The organism is Sphingobium sp. B2D3A (assembly GCF_025961795.1).
Lineage (GTDB): Bacteria > Pseudomonadota > Alphaproteobacteria > Sphingomonadales > Sphingomonadaceae > Sphingobium.
In genome coordinates, this window is the sequence record NZ_JAOQOI010000001.1 from 2,563,037 (window position 1) to 2,577,050 (window position 14,014).

Sequence of the window (14,014 nt, forward strand, 5' to 3'; positions counted from 1 at the left end):
AGCTCCGGCCATGCGCGACAGTCACGGTCGCCGCGTCGACTATCTGCGGATTTCGGTGACGGACCGCTGCGATCTGCGCTGCCGCTACTGCATGAGCGAGACGATGCAGTTCCTCCCCCGGCGGGAAATCCTCACGCTGGAGGAAATTGCGGTCATCGCCGAGCGCTTCATTACCCGGGGCGTCCGCCGGATTCGCCTGTCCGGCGGCGAGCCGCTGGTGCGCCGCGATTTCGGCGACCTCGCCCGTGCCCTTGGCCGCCATGTGAAGGCCGGTCGGCTGGACGAACTGACGCTGACGACCAATGGCACGCAACTCGCGACCTATGCCGACATGCTGTTCGATGCCGGCATCCGGCGCATCAACGTCAGCCTGGACGCCCTCGACCCGGATATTTTCGCGCATGTGACGCGCGGCGGCGATATCGCCAAGGTGCTCGGCGGTCTTGAAGCCGCGCGGCAGGCGGGCCTCAAGGTCAAGCTCAACACCGTGGCGCTGCGCGACACCAACGAAAGCCAGATCCTGCCGCTGCTCGATTATTGCGCGGAGCAGGGCTTCGATCTCACCCTGATCGAGACGATGCCGCTTGGCGAAGTGACGGAGGATCGCTCGGATCGCTTCATGCCGTTGATCGAGGCAATCGCCCCGATTCGCGAGCGGCACGCTCTCATCCCGTTGGATGACCGCACCGGCGGGCCGGCGCGCTATTTTGCCCTCTCCGGCCTCAAGACCCGGCTGGGCCTCATCACGCCGCTCTCCCAGAATTTCTGCGCCGATTGCAACCGGATGCGCCTCACCTGCCAGGGCCGGATCTACATGTGCCTGGGGCATGAAGATCATATCGATCTCAAGGCCGCTTTCCGTGAACAGGGTGTCGCGGGAATCGATGCCCTGCTCGACCGGGCATTGGCTGCCAAGCCGCTGGCACATGACTTCAGCGTCGCGGCAGGCGCGCAGCCCGCCACGCGGCGCCACATGAGCGTGACGGGCGGATAACGCCACCTCATGGCCGATCGCAAACTTGCCCTGCTGGCCTCGCCCACGGACGCTGCGCAGGAAGCCGCGCGGCGGCTGCAGGCGGTCATTCCGTTCGTCAGCCTCAACGAGGCCGATATCATCATCGCGCTGGGCGGCGACGGCTTCATGCTGCAGACGCTCCATGCGCTGCTGGAGAGCCATCGTCGGGTGCCCGTGTTCGGCATGAACCTGGGCACCGTGGGCTTCCTGATGAACGAATGGCGGCAGGACGGGCTGGACCAGCGCCTCGACAAGGCCAAGGCCTTCAAGGTGAACCCCTTGCGGATGCACGCCGTGACAGTGAGCGGCGAAACCTTCGCGATGCCCGCGATCAACGAAATCTCCCTGCTGCGCGAAACGCGCCAGACCGCCTGGCTCGAAGTTTCCGTCAACGGGCGAGTCGTGATTCAGGAACTGGTTTGCGACGGCGCGCTGGTGGCGACGCCGGCCGGCTCCACGGCCTATAATCTATCGGCACACGGGCCCATTCTCCCGCTCGACTGCGGCCTCGTCGCGCTCACGCCGATCAGCCCCTTCCGTCCGCGCCGCTGGCGGGGCGCGATTCTGCCGGAGCGCAGCAAGATTCGGCTGCGTGTGGTCGATCCCGTCAAGCGCCCGGTCTCCGCCGTGGCCGACCAGCGCGAAGTGCGCGATGTCTCGCAGGTCGAGATCGCCGTGGATTTCGCCATGCCGCTCACGCTTTTGTTCGATCCCGAGCACACGCTGGACGATCGAATCGCGGCTGAACAATTTATCTCATGAGTGCTCTTGCGTTTCTTTCAAACCCGCTGCTATAGGCGCGGCCTCGCCGGACGAAAGCCCGGCTGCTCCCCGATAGCTCAGCGGTAGAGCATTCGACTGTTAATCGAATGGCCGTAGGTTCGAATCCTACTCGGGGAGCCAACTTGCAACGCCCGAGCCATCCGACCCCGTCGGAGGCTCGGGCGGCGGGTTTCCGCAGATTATTTCTTCAAGCATATCAAATGGTTCGCGGAAGGTGACGGAAAGCGCTCCGTTCGCCCAAGAGCTGTTCGAAACCAACAGATTCAAAGCGATATTTTTGCCGCTTTGCGACTGTATGCTGAAAGTCGAATGCGCCTTTCTAGCAAGATTCAGAAGCGCGATCCCATCATCGACATAGGCGTCCTCAGCGTTGTGGAGAGCATCCATGCGCCGCTGGCATGCCGCTCGCTCTTCGCGCCAAGTGGCGGCCATCCGATCGTGCATATCGCCTGTGATACGACCATCGAGATGATCAACGTACAGCTTGTCCAGCCTCAACTGAAGCCGCTCGGCCTCACCACGCAGGCGGGATATGATCTCGATCCTTTCTCTGCTTTTGTCGGAGTGCGACTCGCGAATAGCCCGCTCGATGAGAGCGAAAATCTCATCGTCGATATGCAGGCGAGCGAGCTGCTCCGAGAAAGCTTGTGCCAGGACCTCCTCGCGAACATACTTTTCGGGGCACTTCTGTCGGAAGCCGGAGCAATGATAGTAGATGTAGCGGCCCCGTTGCATCTGGGCGACGACCGCGCATCCGCAGTGGCCGCACGTGATCAAGCCTGTGAAGGCGAACCGGATGGGCTCGGCCCGCACGTTGCTGGCGCTCCGCCCATCAAGGACCTCCTGCACATTTTGCCAAGTCTCGCGCGTTATGATCGGATCGTGCGTCCCTTGGTATAGCCGCCCCGCCCACTCGAAAGCGCCGGCGTAGAGCCGATTCCTAAGCATGTGGTGGATGGTGCTGATGCCGACCGGCTTTTGGGTCCGACGGTACCGGAGCCCGGCTTCCCGAGCTTTCTGGGTGACGTCCTTTAGGGCGTAGTCGCCCGTTTCGAACCATTCGAATACACGCGCAACGATCGGTGCGAGATTGGGATCTGGCACGATGATCTTCTTACCTAGCGGACCCACCACATTCAGATAGCCAAGGGGTGCCTGCGAGGGCCAGATGCCCTGCTTCGCCTTCTCCAGCATTCCCTTCCGGGCTTCCTCAGAAAGGTTGTCCACGTAGTTCTTGGCCATGAGGACCTTGATCCCGTGCATAAATTTCTCGGAAGATCGCGAGTCTCGCGAGAGAACCGTGCCCTCCTTGACGAGATGGAGCTCGATATCAAAGCCGTCGAGCGTTACCCAATCCTTGATGTTTCGATAAAGGCGATCTGTCTTTTCGACCAACAGATGCCGCACGGGTGGATGAGCACGCAGATACTTTAGCATCGCCTCAAATTGAGCGCGGCCGGTTCGCTTCGCCGTTTCGACGTCGACGTATTGCTCGACGATCTTGAACCCAAGCCGATCTGCATACTCCCTCACCAAGGCCACTTGAGCATCGATCGAGAAGCCCTCCTTCTCCTGCTCCGCCGTTGATACACGAGCGTAAAGAACTGCCTTTTCGCTTGCTGTGTTGCGCCCTCGAGCGCTCTCCGTCACTTTCGGTTTGCGTGGTCTCGCCATGCTAGATCCTAATTATTTGAGCTGAACGCCCCTCCCTTCCCCCTCCCCTCCACTTAGTGACCATGACGATCTTAGAGACCGGGTCGGCGCGCTGGTTTCTTCCGCTTTCTATGGACCGATTTTCGGGGCTTGCTACGGGCGGCGTCGGAGCAAATCTTTTGATCGACCATCGCTGCGGGCGCTGCCGCCGAGACTTCCCACTGAACCAGCATCCAGACGTAGTCGGCGAGATTGCCTAAAAGGTTGCGCGATTCGTTCTCGGAAACGGGCCTGCCCATTCTGCGCTCAAAGATCGCCTGAGCATCAAGGACGAGTGAGCGAGAAAGGGCGTTGCGCCGAATTGCCCACCTGTCCCCTCGGCCCTCACTGTCGACGATACGATCGCTCTTTGCGTAGCGCTCGTGCTCATCTGACGATGTTTCGACCGATCCATAGGCCTGCGGGTCGAATGGGACCCGCCTCATCGAGATTTTCCAGCGCCGGGAACCGCAAACACATTCTGGCCGAAGCGCTTTTCAAGATGCCAGGTTACCCTCTGGATATACCTTCGCTGCCGCCACTCTGTGGGGCTATGATAGACGCCGACAGCTTTCCAGTAGTTGCCGGTTGCGTTCAGTCCTGCGAGGAATATCCACCGCGCGGCCTGAACGTTGAAGCAGGGATCGTGGATTAGCCAGAAGCGGATCTGCTCCGGCGGCCGCCCCACGAGCTTTGCGAGCTTTGGTACCCAGGAGCTGTTTATTTGAAGCGGTCCAAGGTCGTGCGTCCCATTGGTATTCAGTATCTCGGCGCCAATCCAACCAGCCTCCTTGTCACGCAGTCCCCAGAGCGTCTTCTCCAGCCAACCGCGTCCTGATGCAGCTTCCCGAATGCAGGCCGCGAGCCTCGCTTCGTGACCTTCGGAAATCGTGGGCGCAGCCACCGCAACTTGTGGTGACGAGAGGCCGAGCGTGGCTAGAGCGACCCAAGCGTGGTGTTTCGGCTTAGCGGTCATGGCCACCTCCCCGATCATCGCCATGGGACGGAGCGGCGTCTTGTGAACCGGCCTTCTCATGATTCGTGCGACTCGTATCGAGACGGTCGGGCGCGCGATCCTCCCCCCGGAATTTATCCAAGAGAGAAGACACCCACTGGTCGAGCGAGCGCGCGGCGGATTGGGCTCGGCCAGCCAAAAATGCCGACAACGGATCACGCTGTTGCGGAAGCGATCGCTCTCGCTCTTCCCTCAAGCGCTCCTTTCGCTGCTCCCGATCAAAACGTTGTTGGTCACGGAGCTCGTCCCATCTCTGACTGTGGCTGGCGACCCTTCCCTTCACGCTGTCGCGCTCGATTCGCCCCAGGCCTTCGAGCGAAGAGGTCTTCTCGCCCGATCTAGTCTTCAGTCGATCGACAAGCCGCTCCCGGTCCTCGGTCCAGAGGCGCGCTCCGAACCGGGCTCGCGTGATCGCGGTGTAGTAATTCTGGCCGGTCACCAGCGGCGAGTTGACCGGTGCCAGCACATAGACCCGGTCATAGGTCTTGGATTGCGCTGAATAGACGGTCTCGCCGTAGCCATGATCCCAGGTTTTGTGTTGACCAAGGTCGACTTTCTGAACCCTGCTCCCCCGGTCCCAGCGAATGGTAGCCGTCATACCGTCGAGCCGCTCGACCGTGCCGCGCTCAGCGTTCTTCAGCCCGAGTTCGTGATTGACGAGGCGCCACTGGATGCGGTCGCCCTCGCTTAGATCTCGCTTCTCCTCCCGGAAAACATTGATCTGCGAAGCTCGCCCGAGGCGGGGATCCCACTCGATCGTGCGGCCGTGCTCATCGACCAGGTTCACTACCTGACGGCCTTTGGCATCGCGACCGACGGTGATCACCTTATATTCGGTGTCCCTCGCGATCCCGAGGCCGACATTGTCGCGCGAAAAGGCAACGACCTGTCCCCGCGAGTAGAATCTCGCAAAGTGCTTCTCCTGGTCGGTCATGCCGGCCGGCGAAAGGATCGATAGTCGCGTCTCCTCGGCCGCAATCGCTCCCTCCGTCTTGAGGGCTTCGCGCACCTTGGTGTTGACGATCAGACGGGTCGCGTTGTCGAGGACGAGGATGTTGGTTTTCGCGCGGTTATCGGGCTTCAATCGAGTCCAATCCGCAACGAGCATCTCAGCGAGCTTCTCACCGGATTCTCCGGTAGTAACCTTGTCGAGCGATCCTAGCGAGCCATCGTAATTCTGCAGACGGGCGAGCCGCACGGCCTGTGCGATCTGGTTGGTCTCCTGGCGAATCGCTTCCCGCAATTCTGCTTTGGGCATCCCGAGCCGCATCATTAGCCAGAACGGTTTGCCTTGCTCGATCGCGCCTGTTTGGCGGGTGTCGCCGAGCATGATGAGGCGCGCACCAGTCGTTCGGCTGATCTCCAAAAGACGGATGGCCTGACGATTGCCGAGCTGCCCTGCCTCATCGACGACAAGGACGCTATTGTCGTTGAGCCTTGCTCCGCCGGTGGCAAGCAGGCTCGCAACGGTTCGCGATTCAATGCCGGCGTTCGCACCTAATTCGGACGCGGCGGACGATGTCGGAGCGAGCGCCATCAGCTTTGCTCCGTCGCTCGCGGCGTCGCGAAGCGCCCCCACAATCGTCGACTTGCCCGCCCCAGCGACGCCGTGGACGGCGACGATGCGGTCGCTGCTTATGCCGAGATGGAGAAGCGCGGTTCGCTGATCGGGCGTCAGATCGTGGGCGATGCCGGCATCGCGTAGAGCCTCGATAGAAGCGAGCGGCCTGGCATCCTCGACCGCAAGAGCGAGGTGGTCCGAGAGAGCCATCTCCAGGCGCGCTGTCCTGCGAGATGTCCGTCCTCGTGTGTGGACTTCGTCGCCCGTCCGGTACCGTGTCTCCAGTAGTTTGGCGCGCTCGAGATGCTCCTCGATATGCGGCCGGACGTCTGAAAGCCGCACCTCTCCCACATGTGAAGCGAGCGCGACCTGCAGCATCCGCCCAAGGTTGTTAACCGCCTCCTTGCCTTCCGACTGTCTAAGACCGAACAGCATGGCGCGCGCCGACAATGACACGCGAACCTCGATGCTGCGTTCGCCGAAATGTTCTGCTTGCGCCTTCGTGTCATGGACCGCCTCCGTATGAAGACCGAGCCGACCGGTCCATCGCTCGTGGAGCCCTTCGAGAGACACCTTCTCCTTTGGTCCCCGAGTCTCGTAAAAGGAGATGCGCCTGGCCGCCTGTCCGGTGAGGCCATGTTCGCGCGCATGGGCATCGATCTGCTCGGCGCGCTGGGACATTTCCGTGATCAGCAGCTTGGGAACGCCCCTGATCTCGAACAGTCCTTTCCGAGGGTCGAACTCGATGTCGTAGCCGCGTTCGCGCAGCAGGTGCGCTAGCTCGCTGCGATACACCTGCCCCGCAGCCATCTGCTCGGAATACATCGCACGCGTTTCGAGACTTACGAAGGAGCTTCCCTCCCGCTCGTTGCTGATATTCATGACCACGACATGCGTGTGCAGATGCGGATCGAGTTCGCGCGATGCATGCTCGGTGAAGCGGGCAAAGACGAGCCGGCCTGTGGTCTTTTCGGTGACTTCGCCGTCTACCCTGTGCCGCATCAGCGCATGCTCTTCGAGGTAGGAGAGCGCCACGCCGACGGCTTGCTCATGCGCGGCGAGGATCCGGTCATCACCTGCGACGAGGGCCATGATCGAGACTGACTTCGGGGCGTTTACCGCGAAGTCCCAACCGGGATGATGCTGGATCGTCCCCTCGGCACGTCGGCGGCCCAACTGTTGGTCGCCGACCCTTCCCTCCAGCAGCCCCTTGAAGATGGCAGGGTCGACCTTGCCTTCCAGTCCGAGCTCGTCGGCAATCTTGCCGCCCCATTCGGAATGCTCGTCGGAGCCCTTCGTGTAATAGTCGCCGACCGTGTAATAGCGGGCGATGTTGGCGGCTGAGCCTTTTAAGCGACGCGGATGAATCATGCCGGCCTCGCCTCGTCACGGTCGCCGTCATGCCGGCCATGCTGCCGCAGCCGGAAGCCAGCAACCTTGCCAAAGAGCTGTAGTGGGGGCGCAGAGGGTGGGCCGGCCACATCGGATGGCGCTTCGTCAGGGACCACCGACACCTCCTCAACATCGGGGGCCGGATCGGCCGGCGCCTCCTGCGGCTGCGGAAGTGGCAGTTCATCTTCGTGCGGGGATTGCTCGGCTCGCCGCTTGCGGGCGGCGACCGATTTGAGCCGGATGGGCTTCACAGCCTGTTCGGCAGATGAGGGATCTGGCTCCCCAGTCGGCGTAAGCCGAATTGGTAACGTCGATCGCTCTTCGAACGCGTCGGCGATCGAGGCCACCTTGTTGAAGCTATCCTCGAATCGGACGACCGGCAGGCTGCGTCCGAACCGGAGGAAGCCCATGAGGTTGGGCAGGTTCGTGACCTCGGTGTGCATCACCAGGGGCCGTGTTACCTGCATGCGCGACAGGTTCACGCCATCGCGCATGTCATTCACGCCGTAGGACATGCCTTCGTTCGCTTCGACCTGCTCGACCTGCCCAAGATTTTCGCTGACATGCTTGGCCGTCGGGGTGTCGTTGGCGCGCAGCGCGACCCAGGTTGAGCAGTAACCGGTGATCGCGGCGGCATCCTGGATACCGTAGGTCGCCTCGAGCTGCGGGTAGCTCTGGAAGCCGAGGATGCCGCACCCGCCATATTTCCGGGCGCGGGCCAGGAAGTCGGAGAGTGACGGGAGCTTTTGGAGCGTCGGAAGCTCGTCGATGACGCAGTAGAGGCGGCGATTTCGGTCCGGTGCCATGCTCATGATCGCGCTGATCGCGATGTCGAGCCAGACCGTGATCAAGGGCCGTAGCGAGGGAAGCTGGTCGGCCTTGACCGTAATGAAGAGCCAGCTGTCGTCCTGCTCATTGGCGACCCAGTCACGGATCGACAGGCCATCCTCGGTGTCATCCAGATAGGAGAAGCTGCGCATAACAGAGGCGAGTTCAGCTTGGATGCCGGCGCTGGTCCGTTCGCCTTCCGTCGAGATGAAGGCCGCGGCGTCAGTGCCGACAGCGAAGGCGGCGAGCTCCTTGAGCTTCGATCGCAGCAGCGTGTCGAGCAGGATCGAAACGAGCGTCCGTTCCTGTCGCGCCAGCTTGCGCATTACGGCAACCAGGGTACCGCGCGCGGCCTTCGCCCAGAACGGATCGCCGGCCTTGTCCGGTATAGTTGACTCCGCAATCTGATCGTAATGATAGTCGCGGGGGACATCGACCCACGGCGACCAGGAATCCGCCCGCGCGTCGAGCGGGTTCAAGAGGACGTCGATGCCGGGCCGGTAGAATTTCTCAACGAAGGTTCCGGCGGTGTCGTAAACGATCGCGCGCCGCTTCCGGTTGCGGATGCCATCGAGCATCTTGACGATGATGTTGGTCTTGCCGGTGCCGGGGGCTCCGCAGATCAGGATATGCTCCGGCTCGAAGGCATCGGGTACATTGACCCCGCCAATGTCGAAGGAGCCCTTGGCGCTTCGCCACAATGCGCGCCGTACCTGCCGGACCGTTCCGAAGCGCGCGCCACGAAGGAACTGGTTCGACCCGAGCCCCCTCCCGGTCCGGGTGAAATAGAACCAGGCCCAAAGGAGCATTGCGAGCGCAAACAGCCCCGCCAGTGTGGCACCATGCAGCAGATACCCCTCGAAGGCGGTGAGAGTCTTGTGCGCGATACCGGAGTCAAGAAGCCCCTTGGGCGAGGTCCAATATTGCTTGCCCGCGGGGGTCTTGAACAGGATCGGCGCCGCGTTGCCGGGCACCGTGTCACCCATGAATGCGGCCTGGACAAGCTTCACAAGAACGAAGCGCTCATACTCCGTCGACTTCTCGAGCGCGTACCAGATCGTCCCCCCAATCCAGATGACGAGACCGGCGAGGAAGGTCTGGTAGAAGACCTGCGTCGTCATGCGAACGTTGTGGACGATCGCCTGCCCGCCCCTCGTCCAGGAGCCGAGCGTGTCATGGCGGAAGATGCTCATGCGCGGTCCTGCTCGGGATCGAGCAGCCCCCTTTCACGGAGCAATCTGCGCGCTTCGGTCAGTCCCTTTTGAAGGATTTCTGGCGAGCGTTCACCGACCGAGGTCGCGAGGATCGCGAACGCCTGGATGGCGGTCGCGTGAAGCTCATCGAAGCGGGCATGATACCCTGAAGGATCGCTACCTTCGAACCGATCGAGGATATCGCGACAATAGGTCGCGGCGCCGACGCCCGCATTGCGAGCCTGAACGGTAAGCCGCGCATAGAGGTCGTCATCTATGCGGATTGTGATGCGTGCCAAGCGGCGGACTCCTGTCCGGCACGCTCAGAACATGGTGAAGCCTGAACGGATTACCAGAATTACTGCGCGATCTCAAGAACTTATCGAAACTGCCGGTGGCTGCCACAAAGTGCCAAATCAGATCAGTGACTTAATCGCGAGATCGCGCACTGCTGGCTGCCGCTGGCAGCCGACCAGTGCCAAAGCGACTGCCAGGTTGTGCCAGCGCAAAGGCCCGGAAAATCCGCCGGATTTCCGCCCGCAGCACCCGTGCGTACGGTGCATTACATCGCCTTCGGGCGTGCGTCCGCTCGTTCGCAGCGCGCCCGGCGCTGCGCCAAACGAATCGGGCTGCGCGGGTCTCCCCGGCAGGGGGAACCGTGCCTTTGCCGTTCGTGCGTCGGGCGGGGTGTCGGGCATTGCATCGGGCACCTCCCTTATGGATAGTGTCGGGCGGCGGGCTGACCTCCTTTGAAACGAAGGAGTCGAATATGCCCAAGATGACGGATCGCGAGCGGCTGGCGAAGATTGAGGCCGATCAAGAGGCGCTTGCAAGCGAGGCTGAGACGGTGCGCCGATCGCTGCGCGCGCATTATGGCAGGATCGTTGCCGACCTCCCTGCCGAACGCCTGAGCGAGCGGGATTTCCGTGATTTGCTGATGCAGGCGGTGCGGGTCGGTGGCGGTGCTGCCGTTACCGCACTCAAGGCTTTGCCTGCTCTGTCCGATGCCCCGCCTGCGGGAGCCGGGTCGTCGCAGCGTGAGGCTCCTGTGCGGCGCAAGCCCGTCCAGGCTGCGCCCGCTGCCGGGAGCCAGGAACAGGTCCAGCCATAGCGGAAAGGGGAGCGACGTTGGCGGGCCGCAGGCTCCGCCAAAAGGAGCGCCGCGGGGGAAACCGTTCGGGTTGCCCCCGCTCGTGCCAAAGGCACGACAAGAGGCCGGGCGCGGTCCCCCGCCCCGGTCCCCAGTCTGTCAGTCCGCCCCTTCGATCAGGCGGCGATATAGGCCCGCCTTTTCTTGACCGGCACGTCTGCGCTCTGGTCTGCCGCCATGAAAACATGGGTGGGCACGCGGTGGCCGTTCTGCGGGTTGAACAGGTCGTAAAGCCCTGCCTGAATTCCCGACCCTTCGCAGATGATCGCCTCGACGGGCATCAGGTCGGCAATCTGGCGATTGCGCTTGAAGGCTTTTCCGTCGCCGCGCCCGTAAAGGCCGAACCCGATACAGGGAACGCCCCGCTGCGAGGCCCAGCTTGCCGCCGCTGCATCGACGCCCGCCCGCTGCCCGGTGGTGACAAGCATCATGGACGGGATGCGCGCCTTGATCTGGTCGAGCCGGTTCCAGAGGATACGCCAGTCATGCCATTCGGCGGGACCGGAGACGACGACGACGGGGCCTTGCGGGTCATAGCGTTCGCGCCGCCGTTCGGAGCGGGCGCGCAGGAAGTCGAGCGCGGAAATCTGGCTTGCGGTCGTCACCTGCGAGGCCCGCGACCCGCGCGCCGGGCTCCATGGCTTGCCGGTATAGGTGCGATACATCAGCCCCGCATAATCGCGCATCGTTTCCATGGCGGCGCGCTGCTCGGCCAGCGACTGGCATTCAAGCTGGGTGTCCTCAAGCTCCTTGGTGAAGACTTCGCCCGGCTCCAGCCGCCGCGCCATATCGCGGATACGGTCGGCAAGGTCATCCTCGCGCCGCTCCAGCTTGGCCGCCACGAAATGGAAGCTGTTGACGAAGCCCCATGCGATCTCGGCGCTAAGCGGTTCAAGCCGGGTATCGCTGAACAGGTCGAAGATCGATGCGACCACGCCCCCGCATTCGGCCTGCGCGGCGATTGTGTCCGGCATCAGATGTTCGGCGGGTTCCTCCTGCGGCCCGGCGATGCTCAAGGGGATGGGATCGCCGAACGATGCTTCAAAAGGCGGGGTGGTGGTGAGGCTGGCATAAAGTTCCGGCAGGTCGGTGAAACTGCTAACGCTGCCCAAGGCCGTTGGCTTGCTCATGGGATGGTTCCTTGTGACGGGATGACGGTTGAGGGCCGGGGAAGCGTTGCACCGCTCCCCCGGTCCGACTGCGCTAGGAGGCCTTAGAAAGGCACCTCATCGTCAAGGCTGCGGGCGCTGCCGCCGGTATATTCGCCGCCCGGCCCGGCGGTGCTGCCACCCGAAAAGCCGCCCGACCGGCCCCCGAACCCGCCGGAGCGCTGGCCGCGTCCGCCGAAATTCATGGGTTGGGCATCGCGTTCGCGGTCGCGCCGCCATTGGACGTCAAAGCCGTTCGTCTCGTCCCCGAACAGGGCGATGGGAAGCGGTTCGCGAAAGCTCGGATCGTCGATCATGCCGGACAGGAACACTTCGGCATTGCGCTGCATCTTGCGTTCCCACACGACGCCAATCTGAATGTCGTCGCCTGCCTGGCTCGTCTCGTAAATCTCATAGACGGGGGCCGCGTCGGATTGACGATCTTCGACGCGGCGCATGATGAGATAGGGAAAGCGCATGGTCCGTGTGGCGATCTTACCGATGATGTCGCCCGCGCGCTCGTCGAACTTGAAGTTACCGATCTTCATTGCTTCATCCTTTCTTCCGGTTCTGCGGCTCGAAACCTTCACCGGCCGCATCTGAACCTTACCCCCTCCCCTACATTACTTCCATTTCATTGATTTCTTGACAGAATTTCATCGTACCTGGTGAGCCCGAGCACTTTTCCGCCGCGAAGCGGCCAATGGACACGAAGACGCACCGGCCGCGCGAGCGGACGGTTCCCTTTTGACGGATAAGGGAGCGTGGGCCGGCTCGATCGTCATCGCACCCGGAGCCGCCCTCGCGGGTCCGAAGGCGCAGGGCCGGGTCGGGGATGCAACAGGCACGGGAGCCTAGCGAAGCTTGCTTAAATGGGGCCGGCGCTTCTCCTGAAACAGACAAAAGCCGCCGGCCCCATTTCAGCTAGCGCAGCTTGGCGACGCAACTCGTTGCATCCCCGACCCCGCTCTGCAACGCGCGGAACCTGCGAGGCGGCGAAGGGTGTGATGCGATCGTGCTGGCTCCACGATCCACATCGCGCGGCACGCGCGATTCCTTAGGCGAAGCCTGCATTGCGATGCCCGTGCGACACGCCCGACGCCGCAGTAGACACCCCCAGCTCCCTCTGCCCAACGCCCGCGGAAGGGATCGTCACCGCGAAGCGGACAAGACCCGAAGGGGCTTGGTCGAAGCGCAGCGGAGATAGAGCCCGGTGCCCGCTCGCGGGCAGCCGCCCTGCCCAGCGCATCCGACAAGGATCAATCCGCGTACTGCTCACCCCAAGGCTCGGCCTCGCCCCGCCTTTTCCAATAGCGCTTCGCGACCGCATCGAACGGTTCGACATTCTGCCCAAGCGCATCGAGATTAGCCTCGATGAAGGCCCGTCCCTCGGCGGCATCGCTTCCCCAGATCCGGGTCGACGAAGAAGCAAGCGACCCGCGATTGACCCGGCGGATCAGCTCCAAGCCCGGCAGGGCGGCGAGCCGATCCTCGGTAGCCTGGCTCGCCGTGCCGAAGAAGATGCGGTCCGGACCGATCGGCATCTGGATGAAGAATTGGTCGCTCATCAGCCCTCCTTCCCAATGGAGCGGGAGATCCGACAGCAGGAGTTTTGGCGCCTCTGGCTTGAAGGGCATCACCCACCAGTCGAGATCGTGGAAGCGCTTCGTCATCTCGTCATGAAGCACGATCTGGGAGAGCCAGGACGTCAGGCTCTGGGTTTCCATGAGGCCGGGATAATGCTCGCCCAACCACTCTTCGGACGATGGCCAGCCCTCGGGCAGCGCAACATCCCCCTGCGTCAGGAAGTGCTTGAGCATCGCCATGCCCTGGGTACGCAGATGATCGAGGACATCGGGCTTGCGCAGCCGGAGCGAGTTCAGGAAGAAGGCCCAAGCGAGCTTGTCCTTGGGGCTGATCGCCTCGCGCCGTTCGATCTTGGCGAGCACGACGGCAGCATCATTGTCGATCGGACCGAACAGCTGCTTCTCGAGATGATCCTCCTCCAGCCCCAGCGGATTGTCGCCGAGCGCATAGAGACCGTCCTCATAGCCGGTATATTCCGGGGCCAGCGCGCTTGACAGCACGCGCCCGTCCAGCACCTTGAAGCTCTGGAGCTTGCAACTTGCGTCACACCAGCGGCGAAGCAGGAATCGAGGCACATAATGATGCTTCATGGGAGGCTCAGCGTGATCCGCCGCCGCCTCGATCGCAAGCGAACATCACCCCGCACGAAT

11 protein-coding genes and 1 tRNA gene are annotated in these 14,014 nt (G+C 62.6%); 4 read left to right on the plus strand and 8 right to left on the minus strand.

Translation table 11 applies throughout. From position 1 onward, the window contains the following. The first annotated feature begins 10 nt into the window (after nucleotides 1-10). The 3 genes from moaA (at nucleotide 11) to M2337_RS11955 (ending at nucleotide 1,918) form a co-directional block, all read left to right on the plus strand. Nucleotides 11-994, plus strand: a complete 984-nt coding sequence (moaA, locus tag M2337_RS11945; RefSeq protein WP_264570409.1) for a GTP 3',8-cyclase MoaA — start codon at nucleotides 11-13, stop codon at nucleotides 992-994. A 9-nt stretch (nucleotides 995-1,003) separates the two neighbouring features. Next, nucleotides 1,004-1,777 carry an NAD kinase gene (locus M2337_RS11950; protein WP_264570410.1) on the plus strand — a complete coding sequence of 258 codons (774 nt, stop codon included), beginning with the start codon at nucleotides 1,004-1,006 and terminating at the stop codon, nucleotides 1,775-1,777. A 66-nt stretch (nucleotides 1,778-1,843) separates the two neighbouring features. Next, nucleotides 1,844-1,918: transfer RNA gene (locus M2337_RS11955), tRNA-Asn, on the plus strand. Here M2337_RS11955 and M2337_RS11960 read toward each other — a convergent pair. The 5 genes from M2337_RS11960 to M2337_RS11980 all read right to left on the minus strand — a co-directional run bounded on the left by M2337_RS11960 (nucleotide 1,904) and on the right by M2337_RS11980 (nucleotide 9,778). Next, a complete protein-coding gene (locus M2337_RS11960; protein ID WP_264570411.1) occupies nucleotides 1,904-3,472 on the minus strand; it encodes a recombinase family protein in 1,569 nt (522 codons plus the stop codon). The genes M2337_RS11955 and M2337_RS11960 overlap by 15 nt on opposite strands. A gap of 460 nt (nucleotides 3,473-3,932) precedes the next feature. Further along, nucleotides 3,933-4,466: a lytic transglycosylase domain-containing protein gene (locus M2337_RS11965; protein ID WP_264570412.1), complete on the minus strand. Its 534-nt coding sequence runs from the start codon at nucleotides 4,464-4,466 to the stop codon at nucleotides 3,933-3,935. Next, the gene (gene mobF / locus M2337_RS11970; protein ID WP_264570413.1) at nucleotides 4,456-7,437 is read right to left on the minus strand and encodes a MobF family relaxase; all 2,982 of its coding nucleotides are present in this window, start codon (nucleotides 7,435-7,437) and stop codon (nucleotides 4,456-4,458) included. The genes M2337_RS11965 and mobF overlap by 11 nt, the downstream gene beginning before the upstream one ends. Beyond that, a complete protein-coding gene (locus M2337_RS11975; RefSeq protein ID WP_264570414.1) occupies nucleotides 7,434-9,479 on the minus strand; it encodes a type IV secretion system DNA-binding domain-containing protein in 2,046 nt (681 codons plus the stop codon). Before M2337_RS11975 ends, mobF begins: the two co-directional genes overlap by 4 nt. Then, nucleotides 9,476-9,778: a hypothetical protein gene (locus M2337_RS11980; protein WP_264570415.1), complete on the minus strand. Its 303-nt coding sequence runs from the start codon at nucleotides 9,776-9,778 to the stop codon at nucleotides 9,476-9,478. The genes M2337_RS11975 and M2337_RS11980 overlap by 4 nt, the downstream gene beginning before the upstream one ends. 470 nt (nucleotides 9,779-10,248) lie before the next feature. Between M2337_RS11980 and M2337_RS11985 the strand changes: the two genes are divergently transcribed. Continuing rightward, on the plus strand, nucleotides 10,249-10,590 hold the full coding sequence (locus M2337_RS11985) for a hypothetical protein (RefSeq protein WP_264570416.1): 342 nt from the start codon (nucleotides 10,249-10,251) through the stop codon (nucleotides 10,588-10,590). A gap of 155 nt (nucleotides 10,591-10,745) precedes the next feature. On the opposite strand, the gene M2337_RS11990 is transcribed toward M2337_RS11985, so the two are convergent. From M2337_RS11990 to M2337_RS12000, 3 genes are all read right to left on the minus strand, one after another. Further along, nucleotides 10,746-11,759 carry a DUF2493 domain-containing protein gene (locus M2337_RS11990; protein WP_264570417.1) on the minus strand — a complete coding sequence of 338 codons (1,014 nt, stop codon included), beginning with the start codon at nucleotides 11,757-11,759 and terminating at the stop codon, nucleotides 10,746-10,748. An 83-nt stretch (nucleotides 11,760-11,842) separates the two neighbouring features. Beyond that, nucleotides 11,843-12,325: a DUF736 domain-containing protein gene (locus tag M2337_RS11995; RefSeq protein ID WP_264570418.1), complete on the minus strand. Its 483-nt coding sequence runs from the start codon at nucleotides 12,323-12,325 to the stop codon at nucleotides 11,843-11,845. A 711-nt stretch (nucleotides 12,326-13,036) separates the two neighbouring features. After that, nucleotides 13,037-13,954 carry a DUF4238 domain-containing protein gene (locus M2337_RS12000; protein WP_264570419.1) on the minus strand — a complete coding sequence of 306 codons (918 nt, stop codon included), beginning with the start codon at nucleotides 13,952-13,954 and terminating at the stop codon, nucleotides 13,037-13,039. Nucleotides 13,955-14,014: the final 60 nt, after the last annotated feature.